Annotated in this window: 17 protein-coding genes and 1 pseudogene; 9 read left to right on the forward strand and 9 right to left on the reverse strand. The window is 44.3% G+C overall.

The genetic code is table 11. From position 1 onward, the window contains the following. Positions 1–20: 20 nt before the first annotated feature. Positions 21–1,985, reverse strand: a complete 1,965-nt coding sequence (locus R7Q47_RS15000) for an Hsp70 family protein (RefSeq protein WP_318089227.1) — start codon at positions 1,983–1,985, stop codon at positions 21–23. Further along, complete coding sequence (locus R7Q47_RS15005; protein WP_318089228.1) at positions 1,985–2,617, reverse strand: DUF2760 domain-containing protein; 633 nt, start codon at positions 2,615–2,617, stop codon at positions 1,985–1,987. The genes R7Q47_RS15000 and R7Q47_RS15005 overlap by 1 nt, the downstream gene beginning before the upstream one ends. Before the next feature lie 291 nt (positions 2,618–2,908). Here R7Q47_RS15005 and R7Q47_RS15010 point away from each other — a divergent pair, with 291 nt between their 5' ends. Together R7Q47_RS15010 and R7Q47_RS15015 are read left to right on the forward strand one after the other, a co-directional pair. Beyond that, positions 2,909–4,450 (forward strand): sensor domain-containing diguanylate cyclase, encoded by a 1,542-nt coding sequence (locus R7Q47_RS15010; protein WP_213970442.1) that lies wholly within the window; start codon positions 2,909–2,911, stop codon positions 4,448–4,450. Between the two features lie 83 nt (positions 4,451–4,533). Beyond that, positions 4,534–5,064, forward strand: coding sequence for a 3'-5' exonuclease (locus tag R7Q47_RS15015; protein ID WP_137281971.1), 531 nt, complete (start codon positions 4,534–4,536; stop codon positions 5,062–5,064). Positions 5,065–5,313: 249 nt separating this feature from the next. Here the strand turns inward: R7Q47_RS15015 and R7Q47_RS15020 are convergent, their stop codons facing one another. The 3 genes from R7Q47_RS15020 to R7Q47_RS15030 form a co-directional block, all read right to left on the reverse strand. Then, positions 5,314–5,754: a TerB family tellurite resistance protein gene (locus tag R7Q47_RS15020; protein WP_017820644.1), complete on the reverse strand. Its 441-nt coding sequence runs from the start codon at positions 5,752–5,754 to the stop codon at positions 5,314–5,316. 189 nt (positions 5,755–5,943) lie between these two features. Next, positions 5,944–7,884, reverse strand: a complete 1,941-nt coding sequence (locus R7Q47_RS15025; RefSeq protein ID WP_017634943.1) for an alkaline phosphatase D family protein — start codon at positions 7,882–7,884, stop codon at positions 5,944–5,946. A gap of 9 nt (positions 7,885–7,893) precedes the next feature. Continuing rightward, entirely contained in the window at positions 7,894–8,244 is a 351-nt protein-coding gene (locus tag R7Q47_RS15030; RefSeq protein WP_318089229.1) for a hypothetical protein, read from the reverse strand. Positions 8,245–8,479: 235 nt separating this feature from the next. Between R7Q47_RS15030 and R7Q47_RS15035 the strand changes: the two genes are divergently transcribed. Continuing rightward, positions 8,480–9,784 carry a MipA/OmpV family protein gene (locus tag R7Q47_RS15035; RefSeq protein ID WP_005389460.1) on the forward strand — a complete coding sequence of 435 codons (1,305 nt, stop codon included), beginning with the start codon at positions 8,480–8,482 and terminating at the stop codon, positions 9,782–9,784. 164 nt (positions 9,785–9,948) lie between these two features. Beyond that, positions 9,949–10,236, forward strand: coding sequence for a hypothetical protein (locus R7Q47_RS15040; protein ID WP_005389458.1), 288 nt, complete (start codon positions 9,949–9,951; stop codon positions 10,234–10,236). Between the two features lie 94 nt (positions 10,237–10,330). On the opposite strand, the gene R7Q47_RS15045 is transcribed toward R7Q47_RS15040, so the two are convergent. After that, the gene (locus R7Q47_RS15045; RefSeq protein ID WP_025766683.1) at positions 10,331–10,915 is read right to left on the reverse strand and encodes an FMN-dependent NADH-azoreductase; all 585 of its coding nucleotides are present in this window, start codon (positions 10,913–10,915) and stop codon (positions 10,331–10,333) included. Between the two features lie 185 nt (positions 10,916–11,100). Here R7Q47_RS15045 and hrpA point away from each other — a divergent pair, with 185 nt between their 5' ends. From hrpA to R7Q47_RS15070, 5 genes and pseudogenes are all read left to right on the forward strand, one after another. Continuing rightward, on the forward strand, positions 11,101–15,087 hold the full coding sequence (gene hrpA / locus R7Q47_RS15050; RefSeq protein WP_196358480.1) for an ATP-dependent RNA helicase HrpA: 3,987 nt from the start codon (positions 11,101–11,103) through the stop codon (positions 15,085–15,087). A 182-nt stretch (positions 15,088–15,269) separates the two neighbouring features. Next, on the forward strand, positions 15,270–15,749 hold the full coding sequence (locus tag R7Q47_RS15055; RefSeq protein WP_021033871.1) for an outer membrane beta-barrel protein: 480 nt from the start codon (positions 15,270–15,272) through the stop codon (positions 15,747–15,749). Positions 15,750–15,948: 199 nt separating this feature from the next. Then, positions 15,949–16,212 (forward strand): annotated as a pseudogene (locus R7Q47_RS15060) (porin family protein); the annotation flags it as partial. Between the two features lie 305 nt (positions 16,213–16,517). Further along, positions 16,518–18,098, forward strand: coding sequence for a BCCT family transporter (locus R7Q47_RS15065; protein WP_005377659.1), 1,581 nt, complete (start codon positions 16,518–16,520; stop codon positions 18,096–18,098). A 126-nt stretch (positions 18,099–18,224) separates the two neighbouring features. Continuing rightward, on the forward strand, positions 18,225–18,614 hold the full coding sequence (locus tag R7Q47_RS15070; protein ID WP_005377656.1) for an ATP-binding protein: 390 nt from the start codon (positions 18,225–18,227) through the stop codon (positions 18,612–18,614). A gap of 19 nt (positions 18,615–18,633) precedes the next feature. Here R7Q47_RS15070 and R7Q47_RS15075 read toward each other — a convergent pair whose 3' ends face one another. Genes R7Q47_RS15075 through R7Q47_RS15085 form a run of 3 tightly spaced genes read right to left on the reverse strand, consistent with a single transcriptional unit; the run spans position 18,634 to position 21,584 of the window. Beyond that, positions 18,634–19,272, reverse strand: a complete 639-nt coding sequence (locus R7Q47_RS15075) for a sugar transferase (protein WP_005377654.1) — start codon at positions 19,270–19,272, stop codon at positions 18,634–18,636. Between the two features lie 10 nt (positions 19,273–19,282). Continuing rightward, the gene (locus tag R7Q47_RS15080) at positions 19,283–20,473 is read right to left on the reverse strand and encodes a glycosyltransferase family 2 protein (protein ID WP_042522924.1); all 1,191 of its coding nucleotides are present in this window, start codon (positions 20,471–20,473) and stop codon (positions 19,283–19,285) included. Next, on the reverse strand, positions 20,466–21,584 hold the full coding sequence (locus tag R7Q47_RS15085) for a glycosyltransferase (RefSeq protein WP_053350562.1): 1,119 nt from the start codon (positions 21,582–21,584) through the stop codon (positions 20,466–20,468). Before R7Q47_RS15085 ends, R7Q47_RS15080 begins: the two co-directional genes overlap by 8 nt. Positions 21,585–21,586 lie beyond the last annotated feature (2 nt).

Below are 21,586 nucleotides of genomic sequence, written 5' to 3' on the forward strand. Positions count from 1 at the left end.
GGATGCCGTTTGATTTCTATTTATTCTTCTTCGTTTGAGTTGCTTTTCGCGTCTTCGCGCACATCGAACTCAACATGCCATTTTTGACCGTTATCAGCGGCAATGGCTTCTAAGTAAAGCGTACCAAGCTCTGTGACACGAGAGGCTAGGGTTACCGGAACCACTTCACCTTCACGACGACCTTCAGATACAGGCAGCGTTACTTGGATTTCTGGAAGCTCTTCAAGCTCTTCTGGTGCCCAGTAGTCTAGGTGAGTACCTGCTAGGTCATCACGACGAACCGTTGAGCCGAAGAATTGGAAGTTAACTGGCTGACCGATGATCAAACCAAACTCTTGGCTTGGTACGTCAACGCTTGAGCCTTCTTCCATACCAAATGGCGCAACACAAAGTGCTTCCATTGGAGGCGCCATGCCTGGAATCGCTGGCATTGCACTTTCGATACCGACGTAGTAAGCCGAAGCAATACCACCACGGATACGAACACCTTGACCACGACGCACAGAGCCGTAGTAAGCCGCACCGCTAGCAACTGCAAGGTCTAGATCCACACCTGTTAGGCGTTTCGCCATTTCTGCATCTGCTTCAATTAGCCATTCGTTGATCGTGTCTTCTAGACGAGTTGCTAGAAGTTTCGATTTCAGAACACCACCGTTGAATAGGATTGCGGTTGGCTTGATGAAGTCAGCTGATTGCGCTGCATCCGCACCTGGCATACCAGGCATGTTAGCGAATGGGTTGAAATCTTGAGCTGCTGCTTCTGCGCCATTTCCTGAAGCAGAAAGGGCATTAGCTTGCTTAGACAAGAATGCAGCAATGTGACGAGTGATGCCTGCATCTTGTGCGTAAGGCAGACCCATTTGCGTTAGTGCACCACGGTTACGTTGAACAGGGTGGTCCGTAATCGCAACTTGAGGGAAGAAGCCGTCAACCAGTGTTTGTTGTACTTCTTCTTGAGTCAGTTCTGTTTTCAGCGTTGCGCCAAGCAGTTTAGAACCACGGCTTGGTACTACAATTGGCACTGACTGAAGCTCGCTGTCGTTCAATAGCGCTTCTTTCGCGTCACGACATGCGTGTGTCATTGCCTGAACTTGCCATGGCTGTAGCTCTTTGCCTTCTTGCGCCAGCTTCATCTTCAAGCGGTACGCAAGTGCAAGGTCCATGTTGTCACCGCCAAGTAGGATGTGTTCACCTACCGCGATACGGTTCAGAGTTAGGTTGCCGTCGTCTTCAGTTACTTCAACCAAAGAAAGGTCGGTTGTACCACCACCGATATCGACCACAAGTACGATGTCGCCAACTTCAACTTCGTCGCGCCATTTGTCGTTGCTGTTATCGATCCAGTTGTAAAGCGCAGCTTGTGGCTCTTCTAGAAGTGTTAGGTGCACAAAACCAACGTTGCGTGCTGCTTCTGCAGTTAGATCGCGAGCAGCAGGATCAAAAGAAGCAGGAACCGTAATAGTCACGTCTTGATCGGCAAGGTTGTGATTTGGGGTCGCGTGATTCCAAGCGTCTTTTAGATGCTCTAGGTAAAGCTCTGTCGCACGAAGAGGGGAGACTTTTTCCACTTCTTCTGGGCTACCTGCTGGCAGGAAAGCATCACGACGGTTCACACCTGCGTGGCAAAGCCAAGATTTCGCACTTGCAACAAGACGAATTGGTGTTTTTGAACCTAGGTTACGTGCAATTGCACCAACTAGAGCTTTTGGCTCGCTCGACCACGGAAGAACGCGTGATTGCGGGTTCATTTCGTGTTCGTGCGGCTGGTAAAGGAAAGAGCCTAATTGGCTGCGAGTCTCTACCGTACCCGGCGCAGTCAACTGCGGGATAGGCATCACTTCAACGCGAGCGTCTTCGTCGTGAGTATCAACAAAAGACATCACACAGTGTGTTGTACCTAAGTCGATACCAACACTGAATTTAGGCGTCTGTTGAGTTTCAACAGACGCTTCTTGAGAATGGTTTTCTTGGTTCATGTGTTCCATTACAGCTCAACCTCAGCTGGAGCGATCACAGATGCGTCGTAGTTCTCAGCCAGTTTAGGCAACGTCATTGATGTTGCCTTCCAACCTTTGTGAACTAGCGTGCCGTTAAATGGCGCGCTGCCTGTTACGTTGCCAGTTAGGCGGATTTCTTGTGGGTTGAAGCCTTCTTCAACCGTAATGCGAGTTTCTTCGTCTTCGTTACGAACGTGCGCTAGCGTCACGTAGTCGTTCAGTACTTTCTGACCACCAGTGTGGATTACGCGAGCGGCTGCGCCTACTTCTTCATCAGAGAATGACGTTAGGTCTTCTTTTAAGAAGTCAATCAGACGAGCTTCTTGTTGCATGATAGAAAGCAGCTGCATTGCAGAGTCTGTTGATACGGTTGCAAGTTTTGATTCAACTTCTACAACACGCTCTACGACTTTCTCTACTTCCACTACTTTTTCTACTTCAACGATCTTCTCAACTGGTTTCTCAACCTCGACGATTTTCTCGACTGGTTTTTCTACCACTTTCTCGACCACTTTTGATTTGCGCGACACTGCAACTAGAAGAAGCAAAACGCTCGATGCGGTTAGGCCAGCGTGAAGCATATCGAACGTTTGAGGAATTAGGTTCAAATCAATGTTCATGACGTTTTTTCTCTTTCTATTGATTTATTGGTGCTCAGTATTGGCTCATATTTGTTCACTAAAACGATCGTCTTTGCGATCTTGCACCAAGTTTAGACATTAAAATGATGACGGATGGTAGCATATTCAAGGCTTAAGGCTGTAATAATTCGTGACTATACCGTACGAACAGAGTGAAAAATCGACGATCAGACTCCCCAATATAGGTTGTTGCTTGATGTTTGTGCATTGCTAACGCAGTATTTCAATAGATCCCGAAGTTTAACTTACGGAAGTATCAAAAATTACGATATGACACAAAGCACCGCTCATAAGAGCTTTATAAAACGACATTCAGACTCTATTTTAGCTTTTTTGGCGACTTTATGTGTCACTGCTGGTGTAGTCGGTGCTGCTTATACAATGCAGCAACGGTATACACAGACTACGTTTGATACTTTAGCCGACCGACAAGCAGAATCACTTAAAGCAAACGTCGAGAATGATCTAAAGTTCATTGGTGCGGGCGCAAACTTTTTCCATTCGATTGAGCGAAGCTATTGGCCATCGTTTCCCATGTATGCGGAACAAGTGATTAATAGCTCGCGAAGTCTCATTGGACTTCAATGGATGCAAAAGGTCGAATTCGAAGATCTTGATGAACATATTTTAAAGACCCGTCAAAAATTTCCAAACTTCCAACCGTTTACCGTTCCTAAAGATGGTCCCAAAACCTACGGGTACATTTTTGAACACAATGAGCCAATTTTTATCGCGTCGGATATCTACCCAAGAACACCGGAAAACCTTTCTCTATTGGGTTTCTATTTTTCGCGCAAACGCTTCGATTTAATCTTGGATGATATTTCCGAAAATGGGCGAGCGAATGTCTCGGATAAAGTTCGCTTACTGCAAGATGGTTATGACAAGTCCATACCTAAGACTGGGTTGCTGGTGTTCCATCCAGTGTTCGACTTCGAGAACAAATATTTATTAGGAGTAGTGACCGGCGTTATCCGAAGTACGGTTTACTTTGAGGATTTGATTACGAAAACCGCGACGGAGCTCGATATGTCGGTGCGCGTAGAAGACTTGGGATTCGACGCAGCAGATGACCCTGTTCTCTTCCAAAGTGCTAGCTGGGATAACATTCGAGGAACCGTTATAAGCCGAACCATTCAACTGCCTAACCGTGAATGGCGTATTGACTTTAAGCTTTCTGACGCAGTCTCAGCTTGGGAGCGTTCTATTTTAGCGGGCACGACGCTAGCCGGATTGGTAATCGCCTTTTTGATCAGTTGGATTGTGAATTTACAGTCTCGAGAAAAAGAGCGCTTAGCGGTCATGTTGGAGCTCAAAACCGTTGAATTAAAAAGAATGGCAGAGCGAGACCCTCTAACTCAACTACTTAATCGCCGAGCATTCAACGATTATTTGCTCAATCAGATAAACAAAGGTGTTAACTTCGCCTTGGTTGGTTTTGATATCGACCACTTCAAAGTGATTAATGACAAACACGGCCATTTAGGTGGAGATGAAGCGTTACAACATGTCACTAAGCTGGTCAGTGCTAATTTAAAACCGGGAGATAAGTTTTACCGAGCTGGTGGTGACGAGTTTTGTATTATTTCTAAAGTCATTGATAGAGCAGTGCTAGAAGCTTACCTAGAAAAGTTACGGAGTGTTGTGGCAAGTACGGCTTTTGATTATGGTGATGCGTCAATCATCTGTACGTTGAGTATCGGTGCGGTTATCCATAAAGAAGAAGATCCTGAGAGCTTGTATCACAAAATGGATAGTCAACTCTATTTGAGTAAAAAAAACGGCCGTAATAATGTGTCGATCGGCGATTAAATGGGCGCACAAATTCGAGTTTTACGCCGTGTTACGATAGAATCGCACGCTTTAAATTTTTATGTTAGGAACCAAGGCAAACTATGAACCATAACCGTATTGTATGCTTCGATTTAGAAATGTGTTGCTGGAACGAAAATGGCGTCGGCAGCACGGGTGAAATTATCGAAGTGGGGTTAGCTGAAATAGATTTGTCTAAAGGTGAGATAGTCAAGCGTGCTCAATACTACGTGAAACCAGAACACGATGAAGTGTCTCTGTTCTGCGCTGAGTTAACGGGCATCACACCACGTAAGATTGAAAAACAAGGACGCCCACTAGAAGAAGTGCTTAAATCTATGGTTAAGAACTTCGGTGGTCGCAACAAAATCTTTGCATCTTGGGGGCGAGATGACCTCATTCTTCTAGAAGAGTGTAAGCAAAAAGGTATTGAAGCACCATTCACAGAGTTCATCAACTTAGCGACACTCTACCGTATTCAAAATCGTCTTAAGGATAAGCGTATTGGTCACCGAGCAGCTCAAGAAGCAAAAGGCATTGATTGGGAAGGGCGCCAACATTCTGGTTATGTGGATGCGTACAATTTAGCGAAGCTTGCTCTGACTATGCTTTAATGGTCCGCTATAGATAGGCAAACTTGTAATCAAATCGTCATTCAACCATTGTTGTTTTGTCATGGAATCTGTTTAGTGTAGAGCTCGTTAAACACATTCATATCTTGACCAGTATTTTAATAACAATGTCGTTGGCTTATTGAAAAACGCGCAGAGTGCGCGTTTTTTTATGGCTACAGAAGCGATATCTGTTGTCATTCTAGGGGTAGCTTAGAGTTAGCCAGCGACTTATATACTCATCTCGTCACTTTACTGAGACTGTAACTTCGCTCGAATGAACTCGCTGTGATCAACATAGAGTAGCTCTGCTGTTTTACGGATCACCGCGTCTTCTAGCGGGTCAATTTCGCCGTCTGCGTAAGCGACTTCCCACATGCTTTTGATTAAGTTGTAACGAGTTTCTTGAGTCAGTTCTCTTAGTTGAGAGGTAAAGTCGTACAGCGAAGCGGAATCTTTTATTTTCTGTTGCGCTTGCTCTAACAAAGTATTTGATTCTTCTTCATTTAACGAAAGCAGTTTCATCAATAAAGAGCGCTTTGTTTCTTGTTCTCTATCATCGACACTATGGTCTGCGCCAGAAACTTCACAAAGCAAACACGCGATAGCCATGTTAGGGGAAAGTGTGTTGGTTTGGCTTAAATCAGAGCCATCAATGAGTTGTTTAAATAATGATGTGAGAGAATTAAACATAGTGAACACCGAGCTATTGTTTATTTGGTTAACATGGTAATAAATACGGAAGATCTCAAGGTGCGATACCAAATTTAGCACGCCGTTGACATTTAAGAACGGCCACTTTCTCCCCAAAAAACCTAAACTCCTGAGTTAGTTCAAGGTGACTTGCCACTTACAAAGGGCAAGTCATTTTGGGATTGATACTCAGCTTTCAGCACGTGTCGGTGGAAAATGAACTTCGTCACCATCACTCGTCAGAATACTAATTTGACTTGGTTTGCCTTCATCATCAAGACGTAGCTCACCAATGGCACTATGGTTAACCAAGCGATAAAAGTTGTGCGTACTTGGTGCGCGTTTGTAAATCTTGAGTCGTTTACGTTTTGTGAACCAGTTTAAAGGTGAGCGAGGGCTGTATAGCAGTCTATCTAGGCCATCACAAATATTGAGCAGTTGTGTAGGGAACTGATTTTTAATTCCACTACAGGTGATTTGATAGATATTCGGACTGTTTTTTCGATAGCGGAGCTTAATATCGTATGCAAAAGAGTAGTGTACGTCGCCAGAGAGAATAACAAAGTTAGTTGGTGTCTTTGTGTGTGTGAAAATACTAATAAGAGTATTCGCACTTCCGGGGTGAGCCATCCAGTTTTCAGCATCAACCATCAATGGTTTACCAAGCATGGTCACCACACGTTGTAGTGCTTCGATAAATTTCACACCAAACATTGGCGCGGCAGAAACAATAACAACTTTGTCTTGGTGCACGAGTTCTTGGTGGAACTCAATCATCGCTTCCCAGTCCATTAAGCCAGAAGGTTTGTTCATTTTAGACTCAGAACGCCAGCGTCTGGTTCGTGTATCTAGCACGACAACTTTTGGTGTCGTAGGAATGGTGTAGTGCCAATTCTCAAAGCGATACAAATATTGAATAAATGCATCTTGGGTTTGCGAGGTTCGCTCATCGATAAAGCGTTGAGCGAGGCTCATAAATTCATCATTGAATTTTTCTGGCGCATTTCCCCAACCTTGGCAAAGCCAGTAAGCAATCAAGCTATTACCGATAATGCGTTTTGCAAACGTGTTGCTGTATGCGGCTTGTTCCCAGCCTATGGTGAGATTCCAATCGTCGGTGACATCGTGATCATCAAAAATCATATAGGTTGGAATGTGAGCGAGTAAGCGTTGAACCTTGTCCAGACCTGCGACGAATTTATCAATTTGTTTTTTTTCTTCGCGCCATTGCTGCTGCCATTTGGGTTCAAGAACTTCTCCGCCGACAGTAAATTCGTTTTCTAATAAACGATCCGTTCGAACAAGCTTCCACAAGGTCGGAGACCAAACCAATAAGTACATTGCAAAGCACTCAGCAAAGCTTATTAGGTGATTCTCACACTCTTTGGCGCTGAATATTGGTGTCCCTCGGTGTGGAAAAAACTTACTTAGTAAACTGTCATCACTCACATAATGAGGCAACAATTTATCTCGACCATAATAGCAAGCAGGGTGTTGGTAGAGGTCATTGGTATTTTTTATCGGAGCTTGATCGAATTCTTCGCCTGGCAAACCCAATAAAGCTATGACTTGCTCAATGGCATCGAGAGTGGGGCCTGCAACATGGTCTGCATAGATTTGATCACCACTCATGATGAGCATATCTGGTCTTTCTTCAATGGATTGAGACGCGATTTTATGATCCGCAGCGACCAATGTATCATCACTGAAGTGATGGGGATTACGGCAAGAGCCATGTAAGAGATAATCCGCTTTTTCACTAACGAGGAACTCAATACCCAAGTTTGGCGTATTATCTCGCTCATAAGTCAGGTGAGGGAGAAGTTCCGTCACTAAGCCATATTGCGTTTTTATTTGATAGCGTAACGCTTGATGGGTTGGAAACTCGCCTTCTAATTTAAGTAAGCAACACCACGCATTGAGGCCGATTTGAAGCTGTTCTTTTTGTTCACTTAAAGGGGCTTGATAAAGGATGGAGGCATTTTCATCCGTAATTTGCACCATACCCTCCAAGCGTTGGGTGGTGACTAGCCAAATATTGATTTCAGTTGCGGTCACTTTACGTAGGATCGGACCTGCAACGACAAGAGGAAGTGAAGAAATTTCAGTCGTGTTCATCAATGCTGGCAAAACGGCTCCTTATGTGTCAGCTTCTTCTTCTAATATTTCGATAACTTGCGAGCTACTAAGTTCATGTCCCATAAGGAACAAACCAAGCATCGCATCGGCTTTTGACGCGTTATCACTGTATTCATCCAAAATTTGCTGAAGCCGAGTTCTAATTAGGTCGATTTCGTGTTCGACGAAGCCACGCCCTTCTTCGTCACCTTGACCATCTTCTGGTGCATTATCAAAGTGCAAAAACAACATGTCACCATCGAGTTGAGTCCCTATCAACCTCTCTGGCAGCCATGCTTCTCCCATCACAATGTCTGGGTCTGTGTCTGCGGGTAAATGATTCAAGGTAGAGATGAGTTCTGATGCTTTCACTTTTTACTTCATTATGTTTGATTTAGAACTAAGCTAGAGTTTAAGCGCTTGTTGTAATGGTAAAATATTCGCAAACAAGCTCACCTAGTCGTGCAATATTAATATGATCTTGGGACTCAAACTGTCACGAGGATGACAACATTTGCCATTGTAACGGCTATCATCAGCAGAACATAAGCTTTTAATGGCAAATCATTGATGTTTGCCTGCTTCTCAACCAACATTTTTCGAACTCATGAAGAGATTAATTCTAACAACACTCGCTTTACCTTTAGCTGCGGTAGTTTCTTCTGCGCATGGTGCAGAAGAACAAACGTGGGGGATTGCTGCGATGTATCGCACAGCATCGATTCCGTTTTATACCGCCGATAATGACTCTACGGTGAGTACATTTGTACCAATGATGTTCTTTGAAAACGAACATGTGTATATCAATGGCATTGAAGGTGGCGCTTTTTTGTATAATGAGAGTGATTCCGACTGGCGTGCGAGCGCACTCATGCGATTGAGATTTGTCGATATTCCCATGTCGCTACAAAATGCTAATGAAGGGGACAGAGTCGATTTCGGTGGGCAAGTGCGTTATAGCATTAACGACAATTGGCGCGCAGAAGTAGAGTTGATGACGGACGACGAACTCCAGTTTCACTCTAATTACCGCCTTGCTGCCAATTATGTATTTGGGGATTGGGAATTAGAGCCATCGATTACGATTCGATACAAAGACGCTGATTTCAATAGTGAATATTACTCCTTTAAGGATATTACTGGCGAGAGAATTGGAGCTGGACTTGACACCAATCTTGGTATTAAAGCGCGTTACCATGTAACTTCAAATTTGTATTTACTGGGTGAGACGAGTGTTACTCGCTTAGATGATAACGCCTACAACAGTCAGCTTGTAGAAGATCGATATCAGGGAGAAGTGTTTGTCGGTTTTGGCTTTTTCAACGATAAAAGCAAAGCTCCGAAACCGACACTGAGCAATAAAGCATATCTACGTATTGCGCATGGTTGGGCGACGCCTTCGAACATCGGTGAAATATTTAGCTTTGAGAGAGAAAAAGACCCATACGACAATCAACTTACTTCATTGTTTTATGGGCATCCATTAACGGATGAGCTGTTTGGTTTTCCTCTTGATATTTATTTAACGCCAGGGTTGGTTCATCACTGGTCGTCCAGTGTTCAGTCTGCGAGCACAGAATACGTCATGGCGATTAAGGCTTATTATACGGTTAATTGGCCTACGACTTGGCGATTTGGTGTAGCGGAAGGTGTGTCATACATTGATAGCATTACCTATATTGAAGGCACAGAAATGGAAGACAAGGGTTATACACCAAGCAAGTTGCTCAACTACCTAGATTTCTCGTTTGATGTCAATGTAGGCGATCTCTTCAACCAAAAGAGCTGGAACAATATGTGGGTGGGCTATTCATTGCATCACCGCTCGGCGATTTTTGAAAGCGCTTCGCAGTTTGGGCGAATTAAAGGTGGGAGCAACTACAATACTATTTATTTCCAGTTCGAGTTTTAGCGCATCACGAGATGCATATAGGTCGGATTTGCAACTGACTTATTTATCGCCCATTATGAGTAATGATGAATAATACTATGCTGCTTTCAACGAGAAATTTCGTATATCGTGCCAGAGTTAAGGCTGTTTGTGATGCATCTGATGAATCGGATGGCATAAGCACCATGAGTATCGACTCCTCATTCAATCTTCAAATTGAAGCGATAAATTGTACCAACGCTGAATTTGCCAAACGCTTTTTTGCCATTCACGGAGAAGGGCACTTGGAGGGCGATGAATGGTTGGTGTTGTACGTCAACTCTCTTGACGTTAAGGCGGGAGACAATATAGAAATCCGTAGCGATGTCGCGTTTAATGCGATGATCGAGAATATGATAAGCGAAGCTGAGCGGTCTTTAGAAAAAGTCTACCTCGATGCAATACGCAACTTGGAGAAAGTGAATCGTTTTTGACGATGTTAGAGACCCTATAAATACGATCAAGGCATCAGGATCCAAAAAGGGATTGGCGCGAACCAATCCCTTTTGTATTCTGGTTTATTCTAACTTACGCCATTGTTGCAAGTTGGCTTTGCGCTTCTGAAATGCCTTTTGCAGCCGCATCTTCACCCATGTTTAGCGCTTCTGCGTAAACAAATTCCACATCAGTGATTCCTACAAAACCCAGCACAGTGCGTAGGTATGGCGTAACGTTGTCAGTTGGTGAATCTTTATGAATACCACCACGAGTCGTTATTACAATCGCCTTTTTACCTTCAATCAAACCTTGAACGCCGTTTTCTGTGTATTTGAATGTCACGCCTGCACGAGCAATCAAATCAATCCAGTTTTTAAGCTGAGTCGGGATGGTGAAGTTGTACATTGGAGCGGCAATAACCAAAGTGTCTGCGGCCTTTACTTCTTCAATAAGGGTGTCAGACAAGTCGACCACCGCTTGCTGTTCTTGTGAAAGATCTTCCGTAGCGCGCAGTGCAGTCGCAACGGCGAAGTCCAAAACAGGTAGCGGGTTTGCAGCCAAATCACGAACAGTAAGCTTGTCTTGGTCTACATTTTTGATGAAGTCTTCAACCAATTTGTTTGATTGAGAGTAATCGCCAAGGATGCTTGATTTTAGAGCTAGTACACGAGACATAATGGTTATTCCTTAAATAAGTGCTTTCGACTATGGGAGCCATTATAAGCAACGTAAGTGAGTTCAAAAGCCTAGCGATTCGCTGAACATGTTCGAAAAAATTGAATGAGCTTTCGGTTATCTTGTTACAGATCTTGTGTGATACAATCCGCGCAGTTTTTGTAATGAAAAGAATAGGAAACGCTTTGACTTCGTCACAGCCCCCAAAAAAGAATCTAGCTGAAGAGCAAGTGACACCGTCAAATGGTGCGCAAAAAGCGACAGCGAAACAAGCTCAAACACCTCAGGCTCAAGTGAATAGCGCGGCATCTCTGCGTAAAGCGCTGAATCAGTGCATGATGCGCGACCGTTTCCGCTTGAGTAAACGTATTTCTGGTGCAAGCAAAATTAAGAAGGACGCAGCGCGTAATGCTGTGTTCGACGAAATCGCATTAGACATCGCAAAATCCATGATGGTTGCAGAGCAGCGCAGCAACTACAAACCAACGATTGAATACCCAGAAATCCTGCCTGTAAGCCAAAAACGCGACGATATTGCGAAAGCGATCGAAGAAAACCAAGTGGTTATCGTCGCGGGTGAAACCGGTTCTGGTAAAACCACTCAGCTACCAAAAATCTGTGCTGAGCTTGGTCGCGGTAAATTTGGTCTGATTGGTCATACTCAGCCTCGTCGTCTTGCAGCGCGTTCGGTTGCTAACCGTATTGCCGAAGAGATGGAAACCAAGCTTGGTGAGTTTGTTGGTTACAAGGTTCGATTCAACGATCAGATCTCTGAAAATACCCAAATCAAATTGATGACGGACGGTATCTTGTTGGCTGAAATTCAGCATGACCGTTTCTTGAATCAATACGACACCATCATTATCGATGAAGCGCACGAGCGTAGCCTCAACATCGATTTCATCTTGGGTTACTTGAAAGAGTTGCTGCCACGTCGTCCTGATTTGAAAGTGATCATCACGTCAGCAACCATCGACCCAGAACGCTTCTCAAAACACTTCAACAATGCACCAATCATTGAAGTATCGGGTCGTACTTACCCAGTAGAAACACGTTACCGCCCACTAAGCGGTGATGACGACAATGATCGTGACCAGCTTGAAGGCATCTTCGAAGCGGTAGATGAACTGTGCGATGAAGGTTTAGGTGACATCCTGATTTTCATGAACGGTGAACGTGAAATCCGTGATACCGCAGATGCATTGTCCAAACGTAATCTGAAGAGCACGGAAATTGTGCCGCTTTACGCGCGTTTGTCGGCAGGTGAGCAGAATAAGATTTTCCAACCTCACACTGGTCGCCGAATTGTACTGGCAACCAACGTGGCAGAAACCTCGCTAACTGTTCCGGGCATTAAATACGTTATCGACCCGGGTACGGCGCGTATCAGTCGATACAGTTACCGTACTAAGGTTCAGCGTCTTCCAATCGAGCCAGTTTCTCAGGCGAGTGCGAACCAGCGTAAAGGTCGTTGTGGTCGTGTGGAAGAGGGTATCTGTATTCGTCTGTACTCAGAGGAAGATTTTGAGTCACGCCCAGAGTTTACTGACCCTGAAATCCTACGTACCAATCTAGCGTCGGTTATCTTGCAAATGACGGCACTTGGTTTGGGTGATATTCAAGCGTTTCCGTTTGTGGAAGCACCGGATAAACGTAACATCCAAGACGGCGTGCGTTTGCTGGAAGAGCTTGGTGCGATTAACTCTGAGGTAAAAGATCCGAAAAAACGCCTGACTTCCATTGGTCGCCAATTAGCGCGTTTGCCAATCGATCCGCGCTTGGCGCGTATGGTATTGGAAGCGCCAAAATATGGTGCGCTTAAAGAAGTGATGATCATCGCAGCTGCCTTGTCGATTCAAGATCCACGCGAGCGTCCTTCCGACAAACAACAATCTTCAGACGATAAACATCGTCGCTTCTTCCATGAAGAGTCGGACTTCCTGACATTTGTGAATTTGTGGGAATACATCCAAAAGCAGCAAAAAGCCTTGTCTAGCAATCAGTTCCGCAAACAGTGTAAGCAAGACTATTTGAACTACTTGCGCGTTCGCGAGTGGCAAGACGTGTACTTCCAAATTCATCAGTCGATGCGTGAGATGGAGTTCAAGCTTAACGATGAGCCCGCTTCTTACCATGGCGTACACAGTGCCATTTTGGTTGGTTTGCTGTCGCACATCGGCATGAAAGACCAAGAAAAGAATGAATATCAAGGCGCGCGTAATGCTCGTTTCCATATCTTCCCTGCATCAGGTCTATTCAAGAAACAGCCTAAGTGGATCATGTCTGCTGAGTTGGTGGAAACCTCAAAACTTTGGGGTCGTATCATCGCAAAGATTCAGCCAGAATGGATTGAGCCGTTAGCTAAACACCTTATTAAACGTAGTTACAGCGAACCACATTGGTCGAAGAAACGCGCTGCGGTGATGGCGCACGAAAAAGTGATGCTTTACGGCGTACCAATCGTACCGAAACGCTTGGTCAACTACGGCAGTATCGATTCGACCGTAAGTCGCGAAATCTTCATTCGTAGTGCATTGGTTGAGGGTGAATGGGAAACCAAACACGCGTTCTTTAAGCAAAACCGTAAGCTTTTACAAGAAGTGGAAGAGCTTGAGCATAAATCTCGTCGTCGAGACATCTTAGTGGATGATGATGAGCTGTTTGATTTCTATGACCAACGCGTTGGCACCGAAGTGGTGTCTGGTAAGCATTTCGATACGTGGTGGAAAAAGGCATCTAAAGAAAATCCGGAACTGCTGAACTTTGAAAAAGAGATGCTGTTCAAGGGTGATGCTAGCCATGTGACCGATTTGGATTACCCGAACTTCTGGCATCAAAATGGTTTGAAGCTCAAATTGAGTTACCAATTTGAACCAGGCGATGATAGTGACGGTGTCACAGTGCATTTGCCGTTGCCGATTTTAAACCAAGTTGAACCAGCGGGCTTTGACTGGCAGATCCCAGGTTTACGCCATGAGCTTGTGGTTAGCTTGATTAAATCGTTGCCAAAGACAATTCGTAAGAACTTTGTGCCTGCGCCGAACTATGCCGATGCATTCTTAGCGCGCGTTACGCCAATGGAAGCGCCGCTGTTAGATTCATTGGAGAAAGAGTTGCGACGCATGACGGGCGTAGAAGTGCTGCGTGAAGACTGGAACTTGGAACAAGTACCTGAGCACTTGAAAGTCACGTTTCGTGCGGTTGATCACCGAAATCGTAAATTGAAGGAAAACAAAGACCTTCATGAACTGAAAGAAAGTTTGAAAGACAAAGTTCAAGAAACGCTTTCCAAAGTTGCGGATGACGATATCGAACAGCAAGGTCTGCATACGTGGAGTTTTGGAGAATTGCCGAAAGTGTATCAACAAAAACGTGGCGGCTACGATGTAAAAGCGTATCCGGCGCTTGTTGATACCAAAGACAGCGTTGAAATCAAACTCTACGAAACGGAGTACGAGCAGATAACGGCAATGCGTGCTGGTCAGCGTCGCCTAATTTTATTGAACGTACCGTCGCCAATTAAATATTTGCACGCCAACTTACCGAACAAATCGAAGTTGGGTTTGTATTTTAACCCTTACGGCAAAGTGCTTGATCTGATTGATGACTGTATCGCCTGTGGTGTCGATAAGCTTATTGAAGAGCAGGGTGGCTTAGTTTGGGAGCCAGAGAAGTTCGAAGCATTGAAAGAACACGTTCGTGCTGAATTGGGTGACACCGTTGTAGAGATCGCTCAACAGGTTGAGACTATTCTGACCACGGCGTTTAGCATCAATAAGAAGCTAAAAGGCAAGATCGACTTCACAATGGCGTTTGCTCTGTCCGATATCAAAGCACAAATTGAAGGCTTGATCTTCAAAGGCTTTGCAACGGAATGTGGCTGGAAACGCTTGCCGGATATTCTTCGCTACATGCGCGCGATAGAGCGTCGTATGGAGAAGTTGCCAATCGATCCAAACAAAGATCGTTTACATATGCTGAAGATTGAATCTGTGACTCAAGACTATAAAGAGTTGCTGAACAAGATCCCGAAAGGTGTGGCCATTCCTGAAAATGTAAAAGAAGTGCGTTGGATGATTGAAGAACTTCGCGTGAGTTACTTTGCTCAACAATTAGGCACTCCTTATCCTGTTTCTGATAAACGAGTCAAAAACGCGATTGATGCTTGCTAATCAACCAGTAAAATAGTGTCAGATTTGTAATTATCGCTTAAGAAGTTGCTGGTACACTAATTGCTAGTAACTCAATAAGCATTATTTTTTAGTTCTGGGAGGCAATAGTTCGCCTCCCTTTATTTGTAGTACCAACGACTGAGTTATGCAGACGTGGGAATAATAAAGAGTAAAGGTAGATGATGAAAAAAACTCTATTAGCAGTGGCGCTACTTGGCGCATCTTCTGCGGCAATGGCGGATTCTTGGATTTACGGTGGTGCAACAGTAGGTCAGTCTGACTACAAAGGTGAGACAGACACATCATACTCTGTTCACGTTGGTACAGGCATTCTACCTATCATTGGTGTTGAAGCTGGTGTAACACAACACGGTGAGTTCAACGTAAATGGTCAAGACACTAAGCTAACTTCTTACTACGCAGCACTTAAGCCAAGCATCGACTTCGGTCCGCTACACGTGTACGCAAAAGGTGGTTTCCATCAGTGGGACAAAAAAGTGAAAGGCGGCAAAGACGATGACGATTTGGACCTAATGTACGGTGTGGGTGCTGAGTACTTCATTTTTGGCCCAATGTCTGTTGGTGCTAGCTACATGAACTACACTGCTGGTAAAGACGATATCAGCACGTTCTCTGTTAACGCAACACTACATTTCCTATAAGCGTCAAGCTTTCTAACACCATATGAAACACACCGGCTTTATGTCGGTGTTTTTTTGTCTGGAAGTCACAAAACAAAAGTTGAACATAAATTATTCACTTTTAGAGTCTTAAAATGCCTATGCTTTCCAATATATAGTGGCGATTAAATGCGCATATTTGCGTAATGTTTCGCTTAGGAATCGATCAGGAAGGGATAGTATGAAAAAAACACTCTCGTTATTCGCTCTAACGTTGTGCTCAACGTCAGCAATGGCTGACTCTTGGATTTACGCTGGTGGCCAAATTGGTCAGTCCGATATCGACAGCGAAAATGATACAACTTATGGTATTCATGTCGGTACTGGTATTTTGCCGTTCATTGGCATTGAAGCAGGCTACTTTAATCACGGCAAAGTGGATTTATCTTTGAGTGGCAGCAGGGGTAGTGCTGATTTGGTTTCGTCGTTAATTGTGAAACCAAATCAGCGCAGGTCTTCTCTATTTGCGCAGTGACTGGCTATGAACTTAAGTATTTCTTGTGTCTTTTCTAGTCTACAACCTACGACAAAATCAATCGTTAGACCTCATAATTTTTGTGTTGATATTATTTCCCCTTCATCTGTCTCGAATTGAGCCTAAAATGCAATAAACCACGACTTTTTGCAAAAATATGTGATTGCTGCTAAAATTCGTCCCGCTTTAAAACTTTAGAGTTCAAATTAATGGAGGGCGGTATTGGAGTTCTTCTCACCTGAGGGGCGTTTCAAATTCACGTTAAATTTGTATTTATGGATAATGCATTTAAAAAATATAGTATTGATACAACCGATTATCAGGTTGGACAGGATAACGTTCAAAAGTGGGGATTCGATATACATAACCCGGTTTTTGGCATTAGTGCGGGGCTCGTTGTTTTCTGTCTGATTTCACTTCTTCTTGTTGAGCCAACCACTGCTCGTGACGTATTAAACGGTCTAAAAAACGGAATTATCGAACAGTTTGATGCGTTCTTTATGTGGTCGACAAACTTCTTCTTATTGTTCGCCGTTGCTCTTCTTTTTTCTCCGCTAGGTAAAATCCGCTTAGGAGGCAAAGAAGCAACGCCGGATCACTCAACCGTTTCTTGGTTGTCGATGCTTTTCGCCGCGGGTATGGGTATTGGTCTTCTGTTCTGGAGTGTGGCTGAGCCGACCGCGTATTTCACTGATTGGTGGGGAATGCCACTTAACGCAGTACCATACACCGAAGAAGCAAAATCCCTCGCGATGGGTGCCACTATGTTCCACTGGGGTGTACATGGTTGGAGTATTTACGCACTCGTTGCACTAGCATTAGCGTTTTTTGCCTTTAACAAAGGTTTACCACTTTCATTGCGCGCGGCGTTCTATCCAATTTTTGGTGACCGTGCATGGGGTTGGTTAGGTCACGTTATTGATATCCTTGCCGTTTTGTCGACGCTATTTGGTCTTGCAACGTCGCTAGGTCTAGGTGCTCAGCAGGCGACCAGTGGTATTAACCATGTCTTTGGTCTAGAAGGCGGCATTGGTACACAAATGATTGTGATCACCTTCGTTACCTTTATCGCGGTGCTATCAGTGATTCGTGGTATTGATGGTGGTGTTAAGCTACTGAGTAACGTTAATATGGTGGTTGCGTTTGCGCTGCTTATTTTCATTACCTTCATCACGTTTGATACTGCGTGGAGCTCGCTACGCGACACAACAATGGCTTACATTGAAAATATTATTCCATTGAGTAACCCTCACGGTCGTGAAGATGAAACTTGGATGCACGGCTGGACGGTATTCTACTGGGCTTGGTGGGTATCTTGGTCACCGTTTGTTGGTATGTTTATCGCGCGTGTGTCTAAAGGTCGTACGGTTCGAGAATTCTTATTCGCAGTCATCGTTATTCCTACAGTTGTTACTTTGATTTGGATGTCTGTGTTTGGTGGTATCGCGCTTGACCAAGTGGTGAATAAAGTTGGTGAGCTAGGTGCAAATGGCCTAACTGATATTTCATTGACTCTGTTCCATGTTTACGATGCGCTTCCGTATAGTTCAGTGATTTCAATGCTTTCTATCGTGCTGATTCTGGTATTCTTTATTACATCGTCAGACTCTGGCTCACTGGTTATCGATAGTATTACCGCCGGTGGTAAGATTGATGCACCAGTACCGCAACGCATTTTCTGGGCGTGTATTGAAGGTGCAATTGCAGCCGTAATGCTTTGGGTTGGTGGTAAAGAAGCCCTGCAAGCATTGCAATCAGGTGTTGTTGCAACAGGATTACCGTTTACTTTTGTTCTGCTGTTGATGTGCGTAAGTTTGGTGAAAGGGTTAAGAACAGAACTGCCAGCTTACAAATAAATACAACACGATCCATGATTGAGTTTAAATGCCGAGCCTAATGTGCTCGGCATTTTTTATTTCTACTTTTCTTTTCCAATAATTTCGTTACAGTTTAGGCTTATTCCCACCTCATTAAACTGCATTATGTCACTGGCTAAACTCATTCTTATTCGTGGACTTCCGGGTTCAGGTAAAACAACCTTAGCAAAACAACTAGCGATAGAGCTTGGTGCTAAGCATTTTGAAGCTGACATGTATTTTGAAAATGATGAAGGTGATTATCACTTTGAACCAGTTCAATTACCTCAAGCGCATGAGTGGTGTTTTCAGCAAACTAGAAAGTGGTTGAACAAAGGGAGAGTCGTGATTGTGAGCAATACGTTTGTTCGACATTGGGAGATGAAGCGTTACATGGACTACTGCATGAAGAAGCGCATCGAGGTGGAAATTAAAGTGTGCCACGGAGCGTATCAAAGCATTCATGATGTACCACCAGCGACGATAGAAAAGATGCGACGCCAGTGGCAAGAATGACCGTTACCAGAACCGGAAGTTATTGACCTCGTCCGTCAATCATCACAACGAATGTTTTGCTCATGATTGAAAGGTCCATTGAAATCCAAGAGTAAAACGAACCTAAGCTTAGTGCGTAACTGTGGTCAAACCCAACTTTGCGTCTTACATCTTCAATGCATGCATCATAGCCTTGGTTAACCTGAGCTAAGCCTGTGATACCTGGTAACACGCCATATGTGCGCTCTACAAAATAGGGGATTTCATCTTCCAATTTCTGGTAGAAAGCTGGGCGTTCTGGGCGCGGCCCAATCATCGACATTTCACCTCTCAACACATTAAACAGTTGAGGTAGTTCATCTAAACGCGTTTTGCGTAAAAAGCGTCCTACTGGCGTGATGCGGGGATCATTTTCAGTTGCCCATACTGCGCCAGAGCGTTGCTCTGCATCAATATACATGGTGCGAAACTTCATGATTTGAAAAAGATCCATTTTTTCTGGTGTGCAGCGTCCTACTCGCAATTGGCGATAAATCACAGGGCCTTTCGATGTGGTTTTGATCGCTAGCGCGATAAATGGGAATAGTGGTGCAGTGACGACCAAAATAAGCATTGCAACCAGTACATCAAACGTTCTTTTCGCGTGGCATACATTTGAATCGTAGCGTGAGTTTTTCATGATGCTTTCCTTATTGGTTGACGCGTTTCCAACGTCCATTTTCCATTCCGAGTAAATACTTCATACCGCCGATAAAGTTGGCGAGATGACCAATGACGATGTAGCTAATCAGCTTAAAAGGTTTAATTGTGTTAAGTGCTGGCATCAAGTAAGTGATAAGCGCGATGCTATAAATACCAACTTGTGCGGACAGCATTACTTGAAACAGCGGATTGTGTGCCAGTAGTAGTGAGCAAATAAAGCAAACAATCATCAAATAGGGTGTTGCTAAGCGCAGAACCTTTCCCGATAGAAATGCAAAGGCAGTGCCACGATAACGAGGTAGTAGTAATTTCTTTAATTGCATGAGCTGCTGCATGTTACCCGCTGAAATTCTTAGGCGCCGCTTGAAATCTGCGTTGTCTGAGCTCTGTTCTAGTTCAAGAGCCAGCATGTTTGGCTCGTAAATAGCGCTATAGCCTCGCAAAACGATTCTCATAGGGAGAATAAAGTCGTCATTAATGGTGCTAACTTCCAGTGGTTCAAATAAGTGAGTTCTGAAAGTGTAAAACGCACCGTGGGAACCAATCGTTGAACCTAACAAAGATTCTTGGTGCTTTACTCGAGACTGGTATTGCCAATACGCCGCTTCACCTTGGTTATCAGTGCTCATTATTTGATATGTTGCGTTAACCACTCCAACGTTCTCATTTTGATAATGCTGACTAGCTAGCAATAGAGAATCGCAAGAAATCAATGCCGACGTGTCACTCAGTGCGGTAATGTCCGAGCTAACATGACGCATTTCTTCGTTGAGTAGGGCAACTTTACCGCGATTGACTTGGTGATCATTAATAATGAACAGAGTATCAGAGCAGATTGCTTCTTGAATTGTCGCTTGAGCAATCTCGGCTGTGTTATCTGTGCAGCCATCACATGCGATCACTACTCTTAATTTATCCCTCGGGTAGTCTAGGCTCGCAAGGTTACGGATCTTCTCTGCTATCCATTGTTCTTCATTGTAGGCGGGCACGATGACAGTAATAGAGGGTAGCTGGCTGTCTGTTTTGGAGGCTTTGTAAGCTCGCTCTACAAATGGTGCTTTGGTTTCGTCTTGCTGTTTTAAAGGAAGCCACTTAAGGAGCAGTGGGTACCCAACGTGATGATAGACAATCAAAAACGCGGATAAACCAAACCCTATAATCCAAAGTAAATCATTCATAGCTAGCCTCCTTGGCCAAACGTGAGTAGCGACTCACCATGTCTCTGATATCAAAGTGTTTGAGAATAAAAGTTCGAGGAGAGCGGTGTGATGATTCCAGTTGCTGTGATAACGCTTCGGCCAACGAAAACACGCGATTTGCTTCAACCAGTGTGCTGTTGTTCGGACAGAGCGTCTCTTTCACGCCGCCAACATCCGTCGCGACGCAAGGAATGTCACATGCTTGAGCCTCGAGGGTTGAGAGAGGAAATCCCTCTTGAAGTGATGGTAAGCAAAACAAGTCTAGGCTTTGGTAAAAGCTGGGCATATCGTCGACCAAGCCTAAAAAGGTTACTCGATCTTCAAGTTTTAACGTTCTAACTTGTGCTTCCAATTGAGCTCGCTGAGAACCATCTCCAGCAATGGCTAGGTGTGTGTTTGGCGTAAGATGAGAGAATGCTTCGATAAGCACTTTATGGCCTTTAACTGCTTCTAGACGCCCGGCAACGCCAATCACGATTTTGTCGGTTGGAAGTTCAAACAAGTGTCTTGTTGCCGTTTGGTCACCGCTTTTAAACTTCTGACAGTCAATCCCGTTATGGATAGTACAAACTTTGCGATACTTTAACTTAGTCTGTATTTGATGGGCGACAAAGTTAGCATCGGCAACTACTTGCGGGCGAATCATTTTTAGCAGTAGGGACTGCAGTCGAGCTGATTTTTTGTTATTAAGGTGCCATGCGTCGTGCTCGGTATGAATCACTACAGGTACGTGCGCTAAACGTGCAGCAATACCACCATACAGAAGTGGGCCGATATGATGGGTGTGGACCACGTCAGGCTTAAGTCCTTTGAGCATGGAAGTCAGCGTACTGATTGTTTTTCCGCTGAATCCAGGTTTCTTATTAAGAAAGTGCAGTTGGCCTTGGTAGGGCAATAGTTTTTGCCAGCCTTGTAGTGCATGTTCTTTGCTTCCTTCTAAGCTCACGACAAAAACGGAATGGTTTGGCTGCGCAAAACGAAGCATTTCTAGTACGAGCGTTTCTAAACCACCAGGAGCTAAGTGTTGCACGACGTGTAATATCACTTTTTTGCTGTGCTTAGTGTTATTGTGTTTTTGTCTGAATTCCATTT

The organism is Vibrio sp. Vb0349, assembly GCF_033338975.1.

Coding starts and splice junctions, on each gene's coding strand:
- R7Q47_RS15000 (WP_318089227.1), bottom strand. CDS start 1,985: ATGGAACACATGAACCAAGAAAACCATTCTCAAGAAGCGTCTGTTGAA.
- R7Q47_RS15005 (WP_318089228.1), bottom strand. CDS start 2,617: ATGAACATTGATTTGAACCTAATTCCTCAAACGTTCGATATGCTTCAC.
- R7Q47_RS15010 (WP_213970442.1), top strand. CDS start 2,909: ATGACACAAAGCACCGCTCATAAGAGCTTTATAAAACGACATTCAGAC.
- R7Q47_RS15015 (WP_137281971.1), top strand. CDS start 4,534: ATGAACCATAACCGTATTGTATGCTTCGATTTAGAAATGTGTTGCTGG.
- R7Q47_RS15020 (WP_017820644.1), bottom strand. CDS start 5,754: ATGTTTAATTCTCTCACATCATTATTTAAACAACTCATTGATGGCTCT.
- R7Q47_RS15035 (WP_005389460.1), top strand. CDS start 8,480: ATGAAGAGATTAATTCTAACAACACTCGCTTTACCTTTAGCTGCGGTA.
- R7Q47_RS15040 (WP_005389458.1), top strand. CDS start 9,949: ATGAGTATCGACTCCTCATTCAATCTTCAAATTGAAGCGATAAATTGT.
- R7Q47_RS15045 (WP_025766683.1), bottom strand. CDS start 10,915: ATGTCTCGTGTACTAGCTCTAAAATCAAGCATCCTTGGCGATTACTCT.
- R7Q47_RS15055 (WP_021033871.1), top strand. CDS start 15,270: ATGAAAAAAACTCTATTAGCAGTGGCGCTACTTGGCGCATCTTCTGCG.
- R7Q47_RS15065 (WP_005377659.1), top strand. CDS start 16,518: ATGGATAATGCATTTAAAAAATATAGTATTGATACAACCGATTATCAG.
- R7Q47_RS15070 (WP_005377656.1), top strand. CDS start 18,225: ATGTCACTGGCTAAACTCATTCTTATTCGTGGACTTCCGGGTTCAGGT.
- R7Q47_RS15075 (WP_005377654.1), bottom strand. CDS start 19,272: ATGAAAAACTCACGCTACGATTCAAATGTATGCCACGCGAAAAGAACG.
- R7Q47_RS15080 (WP_042522924.1), bottom strand. CDS start 20,473: ATGAATGATTTACTTTGGATTATAGGGTTTGGTTTATCCGCGTTTTTG.
- R7Q47_RS15085 (WP_053350562.1), bottom strand. CDS start 21,584: ATGGAATTCAGACAAAAACACAATAACACTAAGCACAGCAAAAAAGTG.